20 protein-coding genes and 2 pseudogenes are annotated in these 21193 nt (G+C 55.4%); 17 read left to right on the top strand and 5 right to left on the bottom strand.

The window, feature by feature from the left end; genetic code table 11:
* Nucleotides 1-295: 295 nt before the first annotated feature.
* Nucleotides 296-1942, bottom strand: coding sequence for an NAD(P)/FAD-dependent oxidoreductase (locus NMQ09_RS17960; protein WP_255191953.1), 1647 nt, complete (start codon nt 1940-1942; stop codon nt 296-298).
* Nucleotides 1943-2280: 338 nt separating this feature from the next.
* On the opposite strand from NMQ09_RS17960, the gene NMQ09_RS17955 reads away from it, so the two are divergent.
* Nucleotides 2281-3054 (top strand): helix-turn-helix transcriptional regulator, encoded by a 774-nt coding sequence (locus NMQ09_RS17955; protein ID WP_255191952.1) that lies wholly within the window; start codon nt 2281-2283, stop codon nt 3052-3054.
* A gap of 221 nt (nt 3055-3275) precedes the next feature.
* On the opposite strand, the gene NMQ09_RS17950 is transcribed toward NMQ09_RS17955, so the two are convergent.
* The 3 genes from NMQ09_RS17950 to NMQ09_RS17940 all read right to left on the bottom strand — a co-directional run bounded on the left by NMQ09_RS17950 (nt 3276) and on the right by NMQ09_RS17940 (nt 8055).
* On the bottom strand, nt 3276-4490 hold the full coding sequence (locus NMQ09_RS17950; protein WP_255191951.1) for a Cdc6/Cdc18 family protein: 1215 nt from the start codon (nt 4488-4490) through the stop codon (nt 3276-3278).
* Between the two features lie 711 nt (nt 4491-5201).
* Nucleotides 5202-6545, bottom strand: coding sequence for an ISH6 family transposase (locus tag NMQ09_RS17945; RefSeq protein WP_255191950.1), 1344 nt, complete (start codon nt 6543-6545; stop codon nt 5202-5204).
* A 307-nt stretch (nt 6546-6852) separates the two neighbouring features.
* Nucleotides 6853-8055, bottom strand: coding sequence for a Cdc6/Cdc18 family protein (locus NMQ09_RS17940; RefSeq protein ID WP_255191949.1), 1203 nt, complete (start codon nt 8053-8055; stop codon nt 6853-6855).
* Between the two features lie 1467 nt (nt 8056-9522).
* On the opposite strand from NMQ09_RS17940, the gene NMQ09_RS21245 reads away from it, so the two are divergent.
* The 4 genes and pseudogenes from NMQ09_RS21245 to NMQ09_RS21110 all read left to right on the top strand — a co-directional run bounded on the left by NMQ09_RS21245 (nt 9523) and on the right by NMQ09_RS21110 (nt 11520).
* On the top strand, nt 9523-9957 hold the full coding sequence (locus NMQ09_RS21245; RefSeq protein ID WP_486637667.1) for a DUF8030 family protein: 435 nt from the start codon (nt 9523-9525) through the stop codon (nt 9955-9957).
* A gap of 98 nt (nt 9958-10055) precedes the next feature.
* Complete coding sequence (locus NMQ09_RS17935) at nt 10056-10535, top strand: DUF7342 family protein (protein WP_255191948.1); 480 nt, start codon at nt 10056-10058, stop codon at nt 10533-10535.
* Between the two features lie 268 nt (nt 10536-10803).
* A pseudogene (locus tag NMQ09_RS21115) lies at nt 10804-11007 on the top strand (toxin-antitoxin system TumE family protein); the annotation flags it as partial.
* 93 nt (nt 11008-11100) lie between these two features.
* On the top strand, nt 11101-11520 hold the full coding sequence (locus NMQ09_RS21110) for an HVO_A0114 family putative DNA-binding protein (protein WP_345781303.1): 420 nt from the start codon (nt 11101-11103) through the stop codon (nt 11518-11520).
* Nucleotides 11521-11532: 12 nt separating this feature from the next.
* Here the strand turns inward: NMQ09_RS21110 and NMQ09_RS17925 are convergent, their stop codons facing one another.
* On the bottom strand, nt 11533-13182 hold the full coding sequence (locus NMQ09_RS17925) for an MBL fold metallo-hydrolase (protein WP_255191946.1): 1650 nt from the start codon (nt 13180-13182) through the stop codon (nt 11533-11535).
* A gap of 514 nt (nt 13183-13696) precedes the next feature.
* Between NMQ09_RS17925 and NMQ09_RS17920 the strand changes: the two genes are divergently transcribed.
* The 12 genes and pseudogenes from NMQ09_RS17920 (at nt 13697) to NMQ09_RS17870 (ending at nt 21037) form a co-directional block, all read left to right on the top strand.
* Nucleotides 13697-15112: an ATP-binding protein gene (locus tag NMQ09_RS17920; protein ID WP_255191945.1), complete on the top strand. Its 1416-nt coding sequence runs from the start codon at nt 13697-13699 to the stop codon at nt 15110-15112.
* Nucleotides 15113-15286: 174 nt separating this feature from the next.
* A complete protein-coding gene (locus tag NMQ09_RS21105) occupies nt 15287-15640 on the top strand; it encodes a DUF8105 family protein (protein WP_345781272.1) in 354 nt (117 codons plus the stop codon).
* Nucleotides 15641-15646: 6 nt separating this feature from the next.
* Nucleotides 15647-15967 (top strand): DUF8158 family protein, encoded by a 321-nt coding sequence (locus NMQ09_RS17915; protein ID WP_255191944.1) that lies wholly within the window; start codon nt 15647-15649, stop codon nt 15965-15967.
* Between the two features lie 125 nt (nt 15968-16092).
* Complete coding sequence (locus NMQ09_RS17910) at nt 16093-16473, top strand: ribbon-helix-helix domain-containing protein (RefSeq protein ID WP_255191943.1); 381 nt, start codon at nt 16093-16095, stop codon at nt 16471-16473.
* Nucleotides 16470-17041 (top strand): annotated as a pseudogene (locus NMQ09_RS17905) (hypothetical protein). The gene NMQ09_RS17910 and the pseudogene NMQ09_RS17905 overlap by 4 nt, the downstream one beginning before the upstream one ends.
* A 16-nt stretch (nt 17042-17057) precedes the next feature.
* The gene (locus NMQ09_RS17900; protein ID WP_255191942.1) at nt 17058-17228 is read left to right on the top strand and encodes a hypothetical protein; all 171 of its coding nucleotides are present in this window, start codon (nt 17058-17060) and stop codon (nt 17226-17228) included.
* Between the two features lie 567 nt (nt 17229-17795).
* Nucleotides 17796-18644, top strand: coding sequence for a DNA-binding protein (locus NMQ09_RS17895; RefSeq protein ID WP_255191941.1), 849 nt, complete (start codon nt 17796-17798; stop codon nt 18642-18644).
* Between the two features lie 374 nt (nt 18645-19018).
* Entirely contained in the window at nt 19019-19345 is a 327-nt protein-coding gene (locus NMQ09_RS17890; protein WP_255191940.1) for a hypothetical protein, read from the top strand.
* Between the two features lie 275 nt (nt 19346-19620).
* Nucleotides 19621-19911 (top strand): DUF8069 family protein, encoded by a 291-nt coding sequence (locus NMQ09_RS17885; protein ID WP_255191939.1) that lies wholly within the window; start codon nt 19621-19623, stop codon nt 19909-19911.
* Complete coding sequence (locus NMQ09_RS17880; RefSeq protein ID WP_255191938.1) at nt 19911-20246, top strand: DUF7558 family protein; 336 nt, start codon at nt 19911-19913, stop codon at nt 20244-20246. The genes NMQ09_RS17885 and NMQ09_RS17880 overlap by 1 nt, the downstream gene beginning before the upstream one ends.
* 93 nt (nt 20247-20339) lie before the next feature.
* The gene (locus NMQ09_RS17875) at nt 20340-20699 is read left to right on the top strand and encodes a MarR family transcriptional regulator (protein WP_255191937.1); all 360 of its coding nucleotides are present in this window, start codon (nt 20340-20342) and stop codon (nt 20697-20699) included.
* On the top strand, nt 20696-21037 hold the full coding sequence (locus NMQ09_RS17870) for a PemK-like protein (protein WP_255191936.1): 342 nt from the start codon (nt 20696-20698) through the stop codon (nt 21035-21037). The genes NMQ09_RS17875 and NMQ09_RS17870 overlap by 4 nt, the downstream gene beginning before the upstream one ends.
* The last annotated feature ends 156 nt before the right edge of the window (nt 21038-21193 follow it).

The raw sequence follows: 21193 nt of genomic DNA, 5'->3' as shown, positions 1-21193 counted from the left end.
TGCAATGACGTTCAACGACTACAATTTCAGTAGTTATCAGAGCGTGAACGGCGAGACGACCGTGACGAACGTGTTGGAACCGGGCTCGAGCCGCCGACCTCTCACCGTCGAAATAGCCCGTCGACGTTCGGCTAGTCGTCTCCTTCGAAGGAACGGACCCTGTAATGAGGCGCAATTAAATTTAAACCGTTCGGGCCGTCCGAAGCCGGACACATGGTCCGGCCGACCAAGTGATCAGAAGGGATCTGTATCAGGCGTCTCCCCAACCCACCCTACCGTCCCCGCGAAGCGCCAATCACGCCATCTCCGGGACGTCGAAGTCGAACAGTCCGTTGCGGATATGTGAGGGCGCGCTGGTCTTCCCCCACTCGAGGAGCGTGCCCACCAGCTCGGGATCGGAGAAATCGACGTGGCGAGAGCGCTCGTCGCCCCACCCGTAGACGTGTTTGGGCAGCCACTCAGCTCGAGCCAGCTCGCCGTGAATTAGACTGGCCGCCTCGTCCGGGAGGAGGCTGCCGGCTGCGTAGGCACTCAGCACATCGTCGATGGCGTGGTACATCTCGTCTTTCTCGACGACGAACGGAGCTCCGGCTCCAGGACACGGTTCACCGAGCAGCCGCTCGAACTCGGCGGGCTGCTCCGACGCGAAGTACTTGAAGCAGTGACGCTGGATGTACAGATCGTGAAACAGAATTTGCCCGAGCCACGTCTGGGTCCACGCGTTCCAGACCTCGAAGTCGCCCATCGCTTTGTAGGCGTTGCTGATGAGGAAGTCGGCGTTCGTGATCTGGCGGCGGTGTAACTCGTCCAGTCGCTCGAATCGGTTTGCGGAGAAATCCCCGTCGTCGAACGCCTCCAGGAGCAGGTTCGCCCCGACGAAGATAGACTCGAACGTGTTGATCAGCCCGTTCGAGTAGAGGAGGTCCACGAAGCCGTAGGTGTTGTTAGTCAGGTAGTGGCGGTGTCCCGACGACCGGCCTAATATGCGTTGGAGGCGATCCGTACGAATCCAGGGCCGCACCGCGTCGGCCGGCTCGAGGTGGCGTTCGACGTCGGGAAACTGGGCGACGATCCGCGAGAACTCCTCCTCCGCGCTGATCGATTCGTCGAGCGGGTAGGTCTCTCGGTCGAGCACCAGCCCGACGCTGGCGTTGGTGGCGTCGGATCGATCGAAGTTGTCGAAGGGGATGATCCACAGCCAGCCGCCGTCGAACACGTGGTGTAAGGTTCCGTCGTGGAACCGTTTCGACTGGCTGGGGCGATCTGCCTCGTCGATCAGCTCGTCGAACGGATCGAGCCCTTCGACGTGCGTGAAAATGCACCGAGAATCGGTCGCCAACTCCGAGGCGTCCTCACGGTAACCCAGCTTCTCTGAGAGCACCGAGTTCCCGCCCGTAGCGTCGACGTAAAAGGCCCCGCTCGTGGTGCCCCGGTCGGTCACAACCGTCACCTCGTCGTCGGTGATCTCCACGTCGGCGATGCTGGTCTCGTCGACGTAGCTCACGCCGTAGTCGATCGCGGATCGGACCAGATAGTGGTCGATGTGTTCGCGCAGAAAGTGACTCTCGCTGTAGAACGGGAGGTTGGGCGGGATCAGTTGGTGGCCGTGCTCCCCGCTGAACGGCTCTCCTGGTTCGTGATAGGCGAACCCAACAGAGTGTTTGATTCCACAGGAGTGCGTGATCTGATCCACCACGCTGTTCGCGTCGCTCAGGTACTGAATCTCGGGAACGCCGAAGTACTCCCCCACGATCCACATCCACATGGAACTTTGTGGCAAGAGCGCCTCGCCGATCGTAAAGCGCGGGTGTGAATTCGCCTCGATCATCAACACGTCGAGATCGTTCTTCGCCAGAATTGTCGCGGTCGCCGAACCAGCCATTCCAGAGCCGCCGACGACGACATCATACCGCTCCCCCAGATCTGTATTACTATTTCGCATGACTTCGTTTCTCGTCGATGTACCGTTGTGTTTCGTCTCACCTTGGAGACAACTCTTCAACAGGTGAGAAAGAGGGTCCAACGGCTTCATCTACCATCCAGTGTCCAAATATTGTACTTATATTATGTGATCCGCATTACACGAGTTCGACGCACGAACTGCGTCTCGCTCGAGCCGTGCGTCGTGAGTGCTCCCCAAAAGGTGTCGTCAACACTCCTCCAGAGGTGTCGTGCCCGCTCCCTCAAAGGCCAAGTTGCACCTGTGAGAGACTCGAGCCAGTCGCGGTCGAACCTCTCGACGTTCACAACGTTCAATATCTGCTTGGCTGAATCACGATCATGGTGGGGAAGTCGGCGGACGACGTCGCTCGCGAAGTGGTCGAACGGGTGGGCCTGCTCGAGACGATTGCGGACCGGTCGCCGGTGACTGCGAGAGAACTCGCCGAGGAACATGGAGCGTCGGTTTCGACGATCAATCGCATCGTGGCCTCGCTCTCGGGGGAACACATCGTCGAACGGACTCCCGACGGGGTCGCGATCACCCCGTCCGGAGCGGCCCTGCTCGACACCGCCGACCAGTTCGTAGACGCGGTCGGAACCATTCGCACGCTTCAACCGGTGCTGGCGTCGCTCGAGAACGCGCCGATCCCATTCGAATTAGAATGGTTCCTCGAGGCTACCGTCTCGACGTCGACGCCGAAACACCCCTACGCTCCGTTGACCCGATACAGCGAACTGTTCGCGAGTGTCGAGCGCAAACGATTGATCGGCAACCAGTTCGTCATCCCGGAGTACGGCGTCGAGGCGGCGATGCAGGCGTTCGAAAAGGGCACGATCTGTTCGTGCGTGTGGAGTGAGCGCGCACTCGAGCGGATGGCCGAGGAGTATCCCGACATGGTAGAGTGGTCGGCGGGCCGAGACGATATCGAAGCAGCAATCTCCGAGACCGTTCCGTTCGACCTCGCGATACTGGACGACCGCCTCCTCGTGTACGGCTTCGACGAAAAGGGGATCATGTCTGTCCTGGTGGATACGGACGATCCCGCCGCCGTCGACTGGGGTCTCTCAGTATTTGAGGCCTGCTTCGAAGCCGGGGAGCTAGTTGAGTTGTAGTGATATAAAGCCGGTAACGCGAATTCGATCCCACTGGACAGTTTCACCGGAAGTCCGGTGTCTCCAGTATGGTGTGCAATTACAAATCGGATTTGACACCGGGTTTCCGGTGAAAACGTGGGGAGGATGCATTTACAAACACGAAAATTCCAAGCTTCGTTAACACGTTCTATGGGATTCCGAATCGTACGCGCACCTCGAGATAGAGGGGTGAAATCCCGTCACTCAACGGTTTCTGCCAGCACGTTTCTGACGACTTCTGGATCCTCGAGGAGCATGTGTTCGGTATAGCTCCCTTCGGCGCTGCCACCGCTATGGCGGGATTGCTCGATGACGTCGAGAAACGCGTGTTCTTTGAGGAGATCGCGGACGCGACGGAGGGACAACGAGTCCACACCCTCCTGTCGACAGATCTGTTCGTACACGTCGTAAATCCTGGTCGTTCGAAACCCCTCTTCCGGGTCGGATGATCCGTCGGGGCTATGATCGAGTGAGAGAATCGTGAGTGCCTGGAGGACGTATCGCGAATGAGGAGTCGACCCCCGAATCAGCTCCCGGAAGCGATCGATCTCGGCTTGTTCTCTCGCCTGAACGACGAATTCCTCACAGACCGTGTCCGAGCCTTCCGCCTGCGCGATCTCTCCCGCGTATCGAAGGATGTCGATGGCTTTCCGCGCATCCCCGTGTTCTCGAGCTGCGAGCGCCGCTGCTTTGGGAATAACCGCTTCCTCGAGGACCCCTTCACGGAACGCATCGCTTCGTGCTTCCATGATACTGTTGAGCTGTCCCGCGTTGTACGGTGGAAAGACGAACTCGCGCTCACAGAGGCTCGATTTTACCCGCTCGTCCATCCGATCCTTGTACTTGATCTTGTTGCTGATCCCGATGACGCCGATCTTACACTGGCTGAGTTTTCCAGCCTCGCCTGCCCGGGAGAGTTGCATCAGAATCGCGTCGTCCTCGAGTTTGTCGATCTCGTCGAGGATGATCAAGATCACATCGTATTCTCGATCGAGAATACGCCAGAGGCGCTTGTAATAGGTTGCAGTGCTGATCCCCTTGTCTGGAATGTAGATATCAGAGTCGTCGGTGTTCGCAGTGTGGGCGATCGTCTGAACAGCCTGTGTCTCGGTTGTGTCCTGTGCGCAGTCGACGTACACGTATCCCGCAGAGATTCCTTCCTCGTCGGCAGTCTCGACGAGCCGTCCTGAGACGTATTTTGCACACAGAGACTTCCCGGTACCAGTTTTCCCGTAGATCAGCACGTTGCTGGGGCTCTGACCGAAGATCGCGGGATTGACTGCGTTGGCCAGCTGGCTTATCTCTTCGTCGCGACCGACGATTCGTCCCTCGTCCGGAACGTGACTGATTTCGAGAAGCTCCTTGTTGACGAAAATCGGATCCTCCCGAATGAACAGATCGTCGGAGTCGGACATTTGCTTAAACACCGTATTTCCGGTGAATTGACTTGAGCGTTTCGCCGAGACACACACACCGCGTTTCCGGTGAAATCGGCCGAACGTGAGGATAGCTTCCACGAGAAACGGTGGTGTGGATTCACCGGAAGCATTGTCAAACACCGAGTGCTATCCGCACAAGAGCGCAGAAGAAGCGTGAGAGTCCTTGAAGCTACCTGTGAGGAAAAGTAAACAGCCGGCTGTATAACTCGATTTGCCAGGTGAAGGTTCGGTAGCAATTCCAGTGCAACAAGAAATGACTGAAGCGACTAACGTCGCTTCTAATTTCAAATGCGATCTACTTAGTGGGCTTTACGCACTCCTCTATAATAAAACTAGGTCAGACACAGGTAGGTTGGTAGAACAGATGCTGGAGAGTCTCCATTGAAATTTAGGTAGGGAGGTCTCCTCTCAGCACTTTTCACCGGAAACGTGGTGTGTGTCTCTTCACCGGAAACGTGGTGTCCTTCACAGGCGGTCGAGGCGGATGCCCCAACCCTTGAGGTCGGGGTTATTGACTATGGTTCCAGTCGATGGATTCTTATTCAACAGCTCAAGTTTCACCGGAAATCCGGTGTCTCCCAAACTCCTTGTATCCCTCACCAACACTCGCATCCCACACCGACTCGGGTCGTTAGTGGCAAACTCCTCGAGGTTGTAGTCAAGATCTTGGTCCCGTCACAAACTCGTCTAGAGTTCGCCTCTGGTAGCGTCAACTGACACCTCCATTGTGATGGCTGTTTTGGCTGATCGCTCGAGCAGTTCGTCGGCGAACGCCGCGAACTGCTCAGGATCGGCATATCTCACGAGATTAAGCCAGAGGAGCGATTCTAGGCCGGATTCTGTCCATCGCATCCACTGGTTTTTACACCGTTTCGAGATTTCTCCCATGGCTCGTTCAACCACGTTCGATGTCCACGGTATCTCTTGTCCCTCGAGCGCGAGTTCGGCGAATGTCACGGTTGCTTGTGCCCATTTTCGGAGGTACGCCGCTGCTTTTGGAGAGTCCTGTTGCTCTAAGCGCCACGCCTCCTTCGTGAGGTTTTCGAGCGTTTGGTCGATCCGCTCGCGGATCGCCAAACGCTCATTCTTCGGTGCGTGAAGCGCAACTGAGTTCTTCAGATGAAACAGGTCGTTAGTGACGTCTGAGGCGATCTCTTTCCGCTTTTCAAGTGGGAAAGTACCGTCCTTCCACAGCTTGTACTTGAGCGTTCGACCAACGTGAACAAGATCGAGCTGGTGAGATCGATAACTGGCTTCGAACGCATCAACGAGGGAGTTTTCGCTGTCACTGACGACCGCAGCGTCGTCAGTGACCGCTTCCTTTTCCTTGAGATCTTCTGCTGTCTCAGCCCACGGTTCGTCCACATTGACGTCTAAGAGCGTGGTTTCCGTGTCGTCACCCTCGGTGATCTGTCCGAGGGTGACGTTGACGTCGTGGTGCGTGCAGTGGTCCTGCTGGCTATGACACTTCGTTCCGTCAGGAACGACAGTGTCTGCGTTCGTCCCAGGAAGCCGATCACGAACGAAGTCACCGAGTTTGCTGCCGTACTCACGGACTCGGCGGTTGATCGTCGTTCTCGAAGGCATCGGAGTGAAGCCGTCGCCGTGGGCGACGGCATCACGAAAGCTGAGCGACGTAGCGAGTTCGGTACTCTGGAGCGAAATATCCTCTTGATAGATGCGCTGCCCGTCGAATTCGATGAGATCTTCGAGAGGGCGGAAGTAGGTAGGATCGTCACCGGTGGCAGCGGTGTCTTTGACGTGATGAAGGGAAAATTCGTGCTCTCCTGCGGTTGTCACAGCTGTTCGTGTTGTGGTTCCGGCGCGCTGGAAACGGCGATCGCCGTTTCCGCGCGCGTGCTTCTCCCCACAGTACGCCTCGACGAGGCGCTCGTCGAGGCTTTTGACAAGCTCCTCGAGGATCGTCGCCTCGAGGTGAAGCTCTGTGAAAGATTCAGCGAGAGTGGCAAGCGGTAGCGTTTTGTCTAAGTCGATGCTAACCGTGACTTGCGCGTCGATTGTGGCGTGCATGGGTCACTTCGGGCTGGATACCAGAGGTGACCCTGTTTCCACAGGAGTCAGTTACGACTCTAGACGAGTTTGGGACACGACCAAGATCTTTCCAGAGAGACGTCTCGAGCGACGTGGGTTCTCACCAATGGTCGCGAGGTCTACTGGTTAACTTCCTCTCACCTATTCTCGTGCCAACCCTTTCACGCGATTTCACCGGAAACGTGGTGTCGTTCCTGCTCGAGTCGACGTCATTTCATCGGAAACCCGGTGTCCCTCTCTTATTCTCGTCGGCTGAAATCCCACGACGACACGACCACGATCGGAATCAGCGACGTGACTCCTCACAGGCTACAATGATTACGTCCGGGTCGTCGACGAGCCGGTTTTCCATGTAGTTCCCCTTGCCCTTCCCCGCCCATTTACGCTCCTGCTCGATGATCGAAAGGAACTCGAGTTCCGACAGAATATCACGAACTCGCCGGAGTTTCAGGTGTGACGAGTCGTCTCGTTCACACAGGCGCTTGTAGAGATCATAGATCTCTGTCGTCTGTACGGCGCCAGTATTCCGTTCGGGCTGTTTCGCCAGGAGAGCCATCGCCTCGAGGACCAGTTTCGCGTGACTCGGCGATTTCGAAATGAGCTCTGCCAGCCGACTCGTTTCCTCGCGTTCGTGGGCCTGATCGACACAGGATTCACTCACCGTCTCGAGCCCCTCTTCCTCGGCTATTTCGCCAGCGAAACGGAGAATATCGATGGCCTTGCGCGCATCACCGTGTTCTCGCGCAGCCAGTGCTGCGACGCGGGGAATAACGCTATCTTCCAGGACGCCGTCGTGGAACGCATCCGAACGAGAGTGAAGAATTTCCTGAATTTGGGTTGCATCATACGGTGGGAACACGTATTCACGCTCACAGAGGCTGGATTTGACGCGCTCGTCTAACGACTCCTTGTAGCGGACCTTATTCGAGATCCCGATCGTGCCGATCGTGCTCGAAGAGAGTTTTTCGGATTCAACTGCTCGAGAGAGCTGCATGAGAATATCATCAGAGTCCATCTTGTCCACCTCATCGAGGATTACGAGAGCAGCGTCGAAGCGTTCGTCGATGATTCGCCACAGCCGCCGATAGTACTCCGATGTACTCAATCCTGAATGAGGGATCGAAATCCCGGTCTGATCCCTGTCATTGAGCCGATGAGCTATCGATTGAACAGCCTGCGTCTCGGTGGACTCCTGTAAGCAATCGACGTACGCGACCCCGATTGTGACGTCGTTTTCCTCAGCTCGAGAGATAGCTTGCTTGGTAATGAATTTCGAGCAGAGGGATTTCCCGGTCCCAGTCTTTCCATACACGAGGACGTTGTTCGGTGTGTTTCCTTTGAGGGCTGGCTGGATCGCCCCCGCGAGGTTGGTAAGTTCCTGTTCACGTCCGATAATTCGGTCGCCTTCGGGGAGATGAGAGACCTGCAGGAGGTCTTTATTGCGGAATATTTCGTGTTCCTGAGCGAAATAATCGTGGGCGTTCGCCATCTTCTAGTGACCGTCACACAACACTGACTTAACTCTTTACACCACAGTGCCGCTGTATAGTGCAGAACATTGGGATAGAAGCATCAGCACTGTCGATTTTGAGTGCGCATTTCCGCTGTATAGCCAGGTGCGGACCGGTCAGTGCCGCTGTATACCGACGATCTCAATAGGACTCCTGGAACTGATGGCTGATAACAGTGACCATTCCTGGAAAATTTTGCCCTACTATACTCTCTCGAGAGAATTTCTTACCCCATCAACATTTAATCATAGTGGCCCTCGGCCTTGACAAATGATGCCAATACCTATCTGGAATAACCACTCCTCGTTGCCGCTGTATAGAGTCTCCGTAGCCATCTCCCACGATCAAAGTTCACGACCGATTCATCAGCGCTCGAGGCGAATACCCCGACCCTTGAGGTCGGGGTTGTTGACACAACAGGGTGTCATAGAATACGTCTCACACCCCTATCTGGTGATTATAGGGGACTCATTCTGCACCTCACTTCCTGAAAACGCCGTCTCGGAGTTCAATTCGCAGCCTAAAGACTGGAATGATTTGCTTGAGAACTATTGTATGACACCCTCGACACAAGGAAATGTCATACTTGGCCCACAATTCTCTCGTCGTGAACACCCTCCACTGCCGCTGTATGCCGTGCGTCAGACGTATTGCCTCCCTCCGATTTCAGACACCGTATTGCCGCTGTATAGGCTGAGAGTTCCCTCATCTATTCATATTTCTGCGAATTATGGCCCCTCAGTTCCGCTGTAACAGAACACACACACACCCCGCGATGCCGCTGTATAGAATTCGGTGGTGACTCCAAGCGAACGAGAGGGTCCTCCGCTCGAGATCGAGTTTCTGGAAGGGGTCGGAGAGTGAAGCTTGGAAAACCGAAGGGTAGGATTCGTTTCGAGACAAAATTCGCGTTCGACGACGATCGAACGCAACGGCGTTCGACGAACTTAGTGGACCTTTACACAGAACTAGGACTTATATCTGCCTAGGCAGGGATTTGACTAACTATCTCGCGTACGTTTAGTCCATCCTCCGAACAACGAATATTGGAATATAGCGTTCGACACGGCTCCTATCGCAACTATACAGCGGCACTAAGGGGTGTGTCTGCCACCACTCAGTGTGTCTGCCACCACTCAGTCAAACTATCTCGGAGTTAGCTGAAAATGAGGGTGCTAAGCCCCCGTCCTCAAGGAGCGACATTCGTCTTTAGCTAAGACTGCTGGTTATACTCCGTGGCAGAATTATGCTTAATGGTATTAGTCGAACGAATCTAGCGGCTGAACCGCTGATGCGGCTGAGAGTCAACAGTACAGATAATGCAGAGACTGCTTTTTCGCCCCGCAGCGGTCGTATACTGACGAAACCCACCTCCAAAACGGTGTTATTCGGTATTACTCTGAGTATTAGCTAAAGACGGATGTCATAGACTCTCCTCACTGACTATGAGTTCAGAACCACCAACACCGAAACTGGGAGTCGGCTACAAGACGCCTCGAGAGATAACGGTCACACCACGGAAGAGTCGCCGACACCTCTCTGTTCCAAACGACCGGTGCAGAGTCTCAATCGTCTCGTACGTGGAATGGGTTCTGATCGAACTCACGCATGAAAACCTCACTGCAGAGTACCGGTCGTCACATCTCTGGGGCACCAGACGCACACAGTATACCGCAGAGAACCCTCGAGGAGAGGTCTTCTCGAAACATTTCTACGATGCTCGAGTTGGCTGGCATACCGAGACACTCGGTCGGAAGGAACTTCGAACAGAACTCGTGAACCGGTTATCGAGATCTCGTCCAGAGACATCAGATCCGGATCTCGATGCAACGTGTCGACGTGACCGTTTCGTGCTCAAACCGATCAGACAACTTCCTTAGCGAGATATACGAAATAATCCGTAAGCATACCAAACTATCAGTCCAAGGCGACTATACAGGGACCAATGAGCGATCACTCACGTGCGTGGCCACCGGAGATGGACGCTGCTGACCGCGTCAGGCATGTTGCGTTGACTCGAACAACGCCACAGAATGCTGGCTGGATTGCTGAAGAGGCAGACGTCTCGAGGGATACGGCTGCCAAATATCTCGATCGCATGGCCGATCAGGGCGACCTCGAGGTCGTCGAAACAGCTGACGGCACGTGCTACAAGCCAGACGACGTCACGCAATTCTTGCGCGAAGTCCGCACCCTCGCTGAAGAACAGTCTGTAGACGAACTCACCAACGAATTGCGTGCAATCGGTGACGAAATCGACTCGTGGAAAGCAGCGTACGATGTCGAGTCACTCGAAGAACTTCGCCGGAGTATTGGAGGTGAGGATCTGTCGTCCAGCGATCGACGTGAGCGCCTCGAGATGATCGAGGAATGGGAGTACAACATCCAGGTACGGGAAGCGCTTCAGCTTGCCATCAGCCTCCAAAGCTCCGTTAGGAGGCTCAAGTTGACCCCGTGAGAAGAGCAATGGTAGTCTGAAGTGTATAAATTAAAACAAGCGGACATGACTGGTACGGAGAGGACCTGTCCGATGGTGGAACCAATCTGTTGGATTCCTCATCGACAGAGATCATAGGGGGAAGAGACGCTCAAGCCAGCGGGGCTTGCTCAGAACACATCCTGATTCGAAATGATTGATGGTGGCCACATTGAATCTCACGCGTCCTTGGACCCTTTGTTGTTCTTAACCACATCACTCATTATGTTGTGGGCCATAACAACGACCGATGGTAGACGATGATGAGGGTGTTAACCAACTCATCGAAGTGACGAAGGATTTCGGCGAGACGTATGCCGAAGTGCAGGCGTGGGCAGTTCCGCCATCTGACCGGTATCCCGACGGCATAAAATACTCAATGCAGTATGGCACCACCGACGGTAAAACCATCATCCGATACGACAACTTCCCGGATCATCCCGGGGCAGCACCCCACCACAAACACCTGTCAAACGGTAAATCGAGGACATCGAGTTCAGCGGTCTCGAAGCACTCTACGACCGATTCAAACAGGAGGTACGTGATCATGGAGAACACTGGTAACCCAACTGACGGCGATCGAACAATGTACATCCGATTCCAGAGCGGCGATGAAGATGGGCTACGAGATGCCCTTCGAGCGCTTGATCGCGGTGAGACGCCTGAACCTCATTTTGAGGTGATCTTCGACGATCCTGACGATATCCATCGCGTCACCCGTCCGAAGAACCTGGAACTACTCCGAACGATTGTACAACATGAGCCAGAGAGTATTCGCGAGGCAGCGCGACTTGTCGACCGGGACGTCCGCCAGGTCCACACGAACCTCGAGGAACTCGAATCACTCCATCTAATCCACTTCGAGCAGGACGGGCGACGCAAGCGCCCAACTGTCTGGTACGACTCTCTCGAAGTGGATCTCCCGCTGCACTCTCCGGACGTGGCTCGGGACGAAGCGAACGCATGACCGAGTGTCGACCTACGCGTTGCGTGAATCTTCACTGACCGTTATTTCGACAATCTCCCCAGGTTCGAGTTCTACCGAATCTAGAAGCTGGAGAAATTGATCTCCTTCTGTCCCGCTCAAGACACGAGCCCTGACTGTCTCCTCAGAACGCTCGAGTTTCGCGTCAATTGCATCGAGCCGAGCGAGGAGTTCTGCCTCAAGCGACTGTTCTTCGAGTGATTCCGTTTCTGCAGGAAGCGTCTCAGTGTCAGATGCCACAGCATCGGCGTTCGTCGACGCATATGGATCTGCCGCAGTCCGTGCAAACGTTTCCTCGAGGGCGTCGAGGTTGACGCCTTCGGCCTCGAGATCGATCGGTTCGCGCCCGTTGACATCCAGTGTGGCATCAGGCTCGAGAGATTGTTCCTGTACCGCCTCCCAGTGACGTCTGCGAATCCGTCTCTCAGTCGCTTCCGCGATCCATCCAGGGGCGTTCCAACGTCCCTCTTCGTAGAGTCGGTGGATGTCTTGATCATTCGTTCCCCAGGTGAAACATCGATCGAAACGGCGTTGAAATCGGTTGAGCGTATCGCCTCTCGCGTGTTTGATCACGACCTCTATCGGAGCAAGTGAGCGGACGACGTCGTCGATAGTCTCGAGTGTTGGGTGGTTGGACAGTCGGACTGACTGTGTCGTACACTGGGTGTTCGAGATGCCGTCACCGTTGTCTGTCGCGAGCTGGATAAACAATGCTCCTGGATCGTCGTCAATAGTCTCGAAGAGTCGACGAGAACTCCCGGTCGTTGGCGACTCTGGCCCTGTGATCGTCACGCTTCCATCTTCGAGCACCTCACCAGGTCGCTCGAACACTTCGTGGGGAGTGACCGCTGGCAGATCATATTCGAGTGCGTTGTACACTTTGGCAGCTTGTCCGACGATGGTGATCGGTAACTCGCGCTCGAGTTCCATCGCAACGTGGGCGAGTACCGTCGCGTAGTGGACGCCGGTGAGCGAACTCGTTGCGACCACGACCCGTGAGCCGGCAAACGCACGCTCGAGTACCGTCTCGAGTGACTCGTTGAGTGCAGCCGTGTACGAATCATCGCTCGAGACGTTCAGCAACACACAGTCGATATCGAACGGGTAGGAGGTCTCGAGTCCTGAAAAACCGGCACACGGTCGCGTCGTGAAATCACCGGTGACGAGGAGGTGTTGCTCACCACTGAGGGGGCCGTCACTCGAGTTCTCGTCACGAAATCTAAATATAAATCCAGCTGCACCAGGTGTGTGACCGGCCGAAATCGGTCGAACCTCGAGTGTGGATAGGATCGACGTCCACTCGTCGATCGGTTCGAGGGCCTCGAGCGCAGTTGAGATGTTGCCAAGGTCGTTATCCTTCTGGGCTTCAGGTAACGCCTGCTCGAGAATCGTTGCCGTCGCGGGTGAGGTGTAAATGGGGGCGCTGTGGTGAACGTTTCCCGCGAGTGTTCGGTAGTGATCGATGTGGGCGTGGGTAAGCAAGATGGCGTTCAGATACTCGTCGTCGCAGAGCATGGATTCGACGTCGACATCATCGCCAGCATCGACAAGAACGCACGCACGCGTGCCATCCTCAGTAGTGAAGCGCAGGAGCGTTGACTCGTTGCCGCTATGAACGTTCGCATGTTGGTAGGACACACGCATATGTGAAGGACAGTTTCGATTCAGTGCCGCATGATGTTCAGTTTTGTGTTAGTTTGATTTGATATACGCACCAGCTAATGGTTCGTGTTGTAGGGATGTTACAGGACAGTTCCCAAACACCCAGTCATTTCCACTTCATCGAAAATTCAAAGCCCCGAGGCTTGACCTCGGGGAGGAAGCCAACACTACCCTTCCCAAACCACGCTCGATAGCAAGGCCGACTCCCCCAATCCAATATGTAGTTTAAGTATCTCTACCCATACTTATGAAGTCTGGAGGTTGTTCGGAACATCCAAATCAAACTCGACGTTTCCCCCGAGGACTCGGAAGTCCTCGATGAGACGTTCGAGCAGTTCCGACAAGCGACCCAACACGTCGCTAATCACGGATGGGACGCCAACCCCTACGAAATAATTGGCCCACAGGATTAGTGTTTCGACTATTATAGTCCAGACTATTATAGTCCTACCCCCAACTTCGGAACACGTATGTATCTCCCACCACGACTGGGACTATGGACCAGTTCGTCAATCGTATCGATGAACTCGATCGGTTGCAGGCCCTCTATGAGAGTGACGCTGCAGAACTCGCAATTATTTATGGGCGCCGCCAGATCGGCAAGAGCGAACTCGTCCGCCAGTCGATTGCCGACCGCGACGATGCCGTGTACTATCAGGCAGTCCAAGGAACAGCGACGACACAGCTCAGGCGATTCGTCGAGGCAGCAGCGACGACCTATCCAGACATCACGGCTGTCAAAGAGGAATGGGAACCGCTCTTAACGCACCTCACCGACAGAGACGCCATCATCGTCATCGACGAATTCCCGTACCTCATTGAATCGAACGAGGGGCTTCCATCGGTCATTCAACACCTGTGGGATACAGCTGTCGACGAGAGTCAGGCGACGCTCGTACTCACAGGCTCTGCAATTGGCATGATTCATACCCACGTCCTCGATGGCGGTGCGCCACTCTACGGCCGGGTATCCCAGACACCGAATGGCCGCCTCGAACTCACCCAGCTGCCGTTTCGTTCCATCCAAGAGTTCGTGCCGACGTACGATCCCGAAGAACGGGTGTTCGTCTATGGCGTCTTCGGCGGCACACCCCGATATCTCAGCCCTCTCGATCCATCACAGAGCCTCGGAGAGAACATCACGCGGCTGTTGTGCGACCCGGATGGTCCACTCCACGACGAGCCCGAAAACGTCCTCCAGATGGAGCTCAACGAGGTGAACACGTATTTCTCCGTCCTGGAATCGATGGCCAGCGGGAACCGCAGTCGAAACGAGATCGCCCAGGGAGCCGGCATCGAGAGCACCAACACGTCGTACTACTTCGACCGGCTGGAAACGCTCCAGATCATCGAGAAACACCATCCAGCACTCGCCGATCCGGCACGGAGCAAGCGGACGCGATACCAGATCCGGGATCCCGTGTTCCGGTTTTACTTCCGCTATCTCTACGGCCGCGGGGGACAGTACGAACTCTACGGCGAGAACGCCTACGCAGATCTCATCGAACCGGAATTGTCCGACTTCGTCAGCGAAACGTTCGAATCGCTCTGTCACCAGGCGGTGCCGACGCTCTATGCAGACTACCAGCTCACACAGGTGCCAAGCCAGTGGTGGCACAAGGGCCGGGAGGTAGATGTCGTCGCACCAACTGACAAGTCAACGCTGATCGCTGGCGAAGCGAAATTTACCAACACCCCCCTCGGTTATGACGTGCTCGCTGACCTCGAAGACGACGTGGAGCACATCGACTGGACGCCCACCACAGGCGGTGAGCCGACGTATGAACTCGCCTTATTCAGCCGATCCGGGTTCAAACGCTCGGTCGAGGAAGCTGCAGACGAGCGTGATGATCTTCGTCTCTTCGATCTATCTGATATCGTTGCTGTTCTTGAGAGTGAAACCGACCAGTAACGCCAGAGGGTAACAACTGGGAATGGTTTTTCGACCCCCAAGGGGGCGCGAGGGAATCGAACGTACACCCATAGGTGAATAAATGGAAGAAACCAATGAGACGACAGCGTCTCGAGTAACGATCGCTCTCCATAGCGCCGAACTCCCCGTCGACAGCATTCCTTTAATTAGTTTTTGGACTGTCCTGCGTGTAGTGGTCCGGTTACGCTCGAAGTCGGGCCAAACCAACCACTTTCAGCGTCACTCACCGACGTGCTCCTTGCGGCTAACGAAGACGAGTGCATCGCCATCTCACGGAACTGTTGGAATTGCGGATGGCAGGAAGATCGGCAGATTCGCGTCGAATCTATCGATACAACCGACGGGGACGAGGTCGCTGTGAAGCGGGCATCTCTTATCGAGGAGATTACTGACGAGCTCGGGGCGATTGAGCGCCTCGCTACACTCGAGGACACGCTCGCTGAGGTCCGCCGTCAGCAACGGCTGGAACCATCTACAGATAGCACGGAAGATGGCACGACGGAGTGACTAACGATGTGCGATACCGACGCTCTCTACACCGTTCGTGAATGCACAGGAAATCCTGGGCACCCATCGGTGGATGATGTGATCGAACTCATACTCAACCGAGCACAGAATCCACGGGAAGATCATCAAGACGCTCACATGGACCAAGCGATGGCGACAATCATCGACAGATATGGGGAGGAGCCAGTCCGAACTGTGATCCACCGTGTTCTCGTTGAACACTACCCGTTCCGTACTGCCACGGTTGACCTCGAGATGCGCAACATCGATGGCATTCGAATCGGAACGACAGCTGGCTGGTTTCTCGAGGAGCTAAACGTAGATTAAGACAGCTGAACCTGATGTAGAGCCCCTGAAACACTCGAATCCCGCCGACTCACCCCCTACCGATACACAAGCTATGTGCATGGCCCGAAAGCGTTATCCATCTGTGTGCAGAACTTGCACATAATATGGGCGCAAGTGACGAACCCCGGCGTGTCCATTTCCAGTCTCCAGAGTACCTCGTCGAGCGACTGGATGCTGTCGCTGACCTCTTCGATAAGGACCGTACGGATCTACTCGTGGAAGCTATTCGTGAGTATCTTGAGGACAACGCTGAGAGTGAAACGTTTCAGGACTTGGTTGCTGAACGGTACTATAACGACCAACTCGAGTTCGAGACGGTCAAACAGCTTGTCGGCGCAGAAACTGCACAGCGCCTTCGTATCCTTAAAACAGATCTGGAGAGTGAGCCGTTCGATCTTGCGCCTTCAGATGACGTCGACATCTATACTGGTGAGACCACAACGGTCGATCCCACGACCGCGTCTGACACGTCCAGCGAGCAATGAGCGGCGAGTTACGGCTTCGAACAGTAGTTGCCGATACGAGTGCACTTGTGAGTCTCGCCGTACCTCGTGCTGATGAACGATACGACACAGAGACGTCACCGGACCCACTACAGTATTTGCTTACTTCATGTGAGGTCTTCGTTCCACCAGAAGTCGTTTCAGAACTCCGTGATATTGCTCAGTATCACGATATCCATGGGGCGGCGGCGACGAACGTTCTCGCTGCTCGAGACTATTACGCTGTCGAGAACCCGTACGAGCGATCGAACACTCCTGAATCACGCCCAACGTTTGGACTCGACGATGGCGAAACCGACGGTATTGTCCTTGCGAACGCGCTCGAGGTCGATGGCTTCCTGACCGACGAGTTTGGCGGGACGAACTTCGCACTCGTACACGCCTGCTCACCGGCCCTCGGATTATCCCAACACCGAGACTCATCTGCGACTACGCCCGCAATGGCCACATGAGCCACGAAGAGGCACGAACGCTTATCGAGTCTATCAGTCCGCATCGAAGCTGGGAAAACAGTCCCTATGTAACTCAACTCTATACTCTGTTAGATTGAACTGTTTAATACACCGATGACGTCCGACAGTGGTTTCCCGGGAAAAGTCGACGAAGAAGTTCGCCAGCTGTATGAGCGATATCAGTCCGCCAAGAGTGACGAAGAACGTCACGAGATTGCCCTCGAGATGGGGAAACTCGACGGGCGCCGGCACGCGGAGATCTACGCAGCCCTCGAGTACGAGTGACTCTCTCAAACTTCCCTCTGCGGAGAGAATGAACGCCCCTGACACGCTTGAGTCTAGCGCCTGACGAGCCGTGTGCGTCTCGCTGGCCTTCGCTCACCTGTTCGTGAAGACGTCGTCGGGGTTCCTCGAGCAACGGAAGACTCTTCGCGCCTTCCGAGTATCGCGAACGCAAACGCTCGCTCAACGCGTCAGCCCCTTTCAATCCCACCCACGTGGACTATTCCGCTAGCTATCGAGAGAGGTTGTTCCCTCCTCAAAGACGGCACGTCCCGCTCGCCGCTTCTGCTCTTCACTCACTCTCGCTCTTCGGATGCCAGTATTAAGCGCGCTTTCGGTCATCGCTCACGCTCAGACGCGAAAACGGCTTAAAACTGGCCGCTCGCTCCGATTGAAGCGCCGCGCGTTACTGGTTGGATCTGTCATCGGCGCGTCTCGCTCGCGCCCTGACGGGCGCTTACGAAGGCGCGAGCGAGACGCGTGTGATGGAAAGTTGGACAGCGAGAGAGCCAGGGCTGGAGAGTCGTGGTGTCGGAAAGACGCCGAGTGAGCGCCTTTGGAAGAATTCCAATGTCTAGTAAGCAGTCGGTTAGTAAGGTCGTTTCGGTCGATGAACAAGCGTACGAGCAGGAAGCGGGTCGAGCGGAGCACGAGGACGTCGTCGACGAGACTCCGGAGTTCCGGGCCACGGTGGAGATGGAGATTCAGGCGAAGGTCGATGCAAACCACCCAGATGGAATCGTCGACACGAGCGAGGATCGGATCTACGGCGTGACCCTGGCCCAGGAAGAGCGCATTCGAGCCAGAGAGAAAGAACTCGAGCGAATCAGTGCACAGGCGGCATTCGGTCGACAGGAGGGACGAGCGGAGCGAACGAGAGCGGTGATTGAACAGGCACGACGTAATCAGCGGCCGGTCACGGAAGTCGATCCTCGAGAGAAACTTGGACAAGCGAAATTGGGCCAGGTCAATCGGCAGGCACAGCGGTTGTCAGAGAACGTCAACGGTGGGTACACGCGAGCGGTCATCGCGAAGCGGATTGCCAGTCGGGTTCTCGAGGGTGCGGATATGTTCGAGGCGGTGATGGATACGAAAGAAGAGATGCACCACGAGGCAGGGACGATCGTGCCGATCGGGGCCCTCGAGGAAATCAGGCGAGGTGAGGTCACTGTGGAAGGGCGTGTGCTCGAACTGTGGGAACCCTCGAGTCCGAGTATCCAACAGGTTGGGTTACTCGAGGACGAGACTGGTCGAACGAAGTTCACGATCTGGAAAGCGAGCCGGCAGACGATGGTGCGGGAAGGTGAGCGAGTGCGGTTCAGGGCGGCAGCGAAGAACTGGTACAATGGACGGTGTTCGATCGCGCTGACTCACTGGTCGGAAATCGTCTTCCCAGAGCGCGGTCGGTGGTGGGAGTAGCCGAACGAACTCTCTTTTTTTGCTGGTGCCCGATCACCCACTACCCACCTCCCCTCCCACCTCCACGTTCCGGGCAGCTCACGACCTACGGCCGTTTCACTGCCGGGCTTTCGCCGAATCTGCTCGATTGGAGCGTGTCATAGAACCGTTCGCAATGATCAGTAGGGATACGAACTAACCGCCAGTTCACCTACCAAATAGCGATGATGTTCTTAGGGGCGTGCAAGATATAGAGGATTAGTGCAGCACAACGACCTCGTTTGTTTCACGCCGAAAGCGGTGAACCATCCGCTCACTGCATGTGCGAACTGAGCAGGGCTCGAATAAGACAAAGCCCCTACACTATTATACAACCTTCTCCTCTAAAGCAAACAATGACCAGCGATTCAGACCGAATCTTTGGGTATCCACGCAAAACAGTGATACTTGAGATATGGCGAATATCGTATGCAATAGGGATTACTGGCGTGATAATGATAATCGCAGGATTTAGTCTCTACTGGGTTGATACAGAAGTATTAGGAAGCGCAGAATCAGCCATTGGCGTTCTACTGTTTGTGGTTTTTCCGATAATGCTTGTCCCAGGTCTGTACATTTATGACCGCCGCCACGAACGAGACTTGATTATTGCTGATGCAGTGATGCATGTGATTCGTCCCATTGCCGCATTGATTCGTCTTCTCCGAGGTGCGGGACCGTAACAACTAGAGTCTACATCACTGCTACCAGATTCTAGAGAGACAGGTAGGTCACTGTGATAACTGGCTCATCTGTATTGACCGTTCGATCTTCGCGTTGATCGCTCCTCAGTCCGTGCCACATTCGCGCCCTGTATCTTGCACGCGATTCTTAACAATAATGTGGTATACTGGCTGTGCGAGGATTTCTATGACACTCTGCGATTGTGCTTCCAGCAGCGAGTTTTTTCGCGCCATGAGGAATGAGGCGCATTCAATAGTGTGCCATGTGACTGATAATGACTGATCCGAATCCGATTGACGACACTACAGACGATTTCAGACGGTTCGAAGCAAGACTCGTTGCCCATGATCAGGATGCAACTCGCGTCGTGACAGCGGATATTGGCGACACAACTGCCCGACAGCTCGTTACTGATCTTATCGATAGCGATATAGTGACGCCGATCCCCGGCAAGCAGGTCTTTGTCCACGAACCAAGTGGGACCGCCTTTGACTCGAGTACTCAGGTTGCTGTTTTCCATCGTGGCTGGACGGCTGCTCGCAACGCCGACAAGGACGGTGAGTGATGCAGCAAACACTCGCTGGCTGCGCCTTCTGTGACGCTCCACCAGGTACCGAAGCCGGCGAGGCATATACCTGGGGAAAAGACGAACGAGTCTCTCACTCGATCTGTGTTGGCTGTGCCATCCAAACGCGGCCAGACCCTGACAAGAGTGAACACCACACCTGCGACGGGTGTGGATTGGTCGTCGACACACTTGCAGCCCTCACGCGGTTCCGGGTGGAACTCGGACATCTCGAAGGACCACTCCAGTTCTGTGTGCGCTGTAGTCCCGGAGGCCCGGCGATGTACTGGACGCGCGGCCTCGAGGAGCACCTCATCACGACGCCGACAGAGTGAATAACGGAGTTTGACCTGCCTTCTGACGTGAGTGTGCTCCCCCTGTAACAAACATCCCAAATAGCTATTTACCCACGGAACCAACAGTAATCTATGTCGCGCGGCACCATCGATATCGACGAGTTCGAGAACGCCGACGACGATGAATTCGAGGAACGAAACGACACCGAGCGGATCGTGCTGTTCCTCGATGAGAACGACGACCGGGCGTGGAAGGCGGCGACGATCGCTGACCAACTTGACCTAGATACGGACGCTGTCAGTGCCATCCTCTCGAGACTAAAGGAACGAAACCTTGTACGGCACAAGCGTCCGTACTGGGCGATCACAGACGACGAGGACCGGCTTCGAGCCGCCTACCGACTTCACCAGCACCACCAGACTGCAGACGAGCAGTACGGTGAGGAGCATCTCGAGGAGTTGAAAACTGACGAGATGGAGGAAGTGAAGTGACCGCGTTCGGTGAACTGGAACGCGGCGACATTATCTGGGGAACCGATCCGCTCTCCGACAAAGGTCGTCCGATGCTCGTTCTGGGAGCACCTCAGTTCCCGAACCACGGCGTACAGCTGATCACCGTCCTGATCTCCACGAAGACCTACCACGAGGAGTCACTCACGCTCCGCGACGACGACTACGACGGCGAACCACTCGGGGAACGAAGTCACGTCCTCCCGTGGTCGCTCGTAACCCTCAACAGTGCGTCAGAGGTAAAATTCCATATGACTTCTCTGGTCGACGAACGGACCGAGGACGTGGCCACACAGTTACTGAGCTACATTTCCTCCTGAGCGAACCGTGCTGTTGTCAGCGGCGACACCGGGCGATTGAAGCGCAACGTTGGGGCCAAGAGCACTTCTTGCCCAGTCCGAACAGTTGAGATACAGTGTTTCTAGAAATTGTGACCGACAGACGGACGTGATCCCGTGGATTTAATGTATCAACTT

It is taken from the genome of Natronobeatus ordinarius (assembly GCF_024362485.1).
Taxonomy (GTDB): Archaea; Halobacteriota; Halobacteria; order Halobacteriales; family Natrialbaceae; genus Natronobeatus; species Natronobeatus ordinarius.
This window is presented reverse-complemented; position numbering and strand designations above follow the sequence as displayed.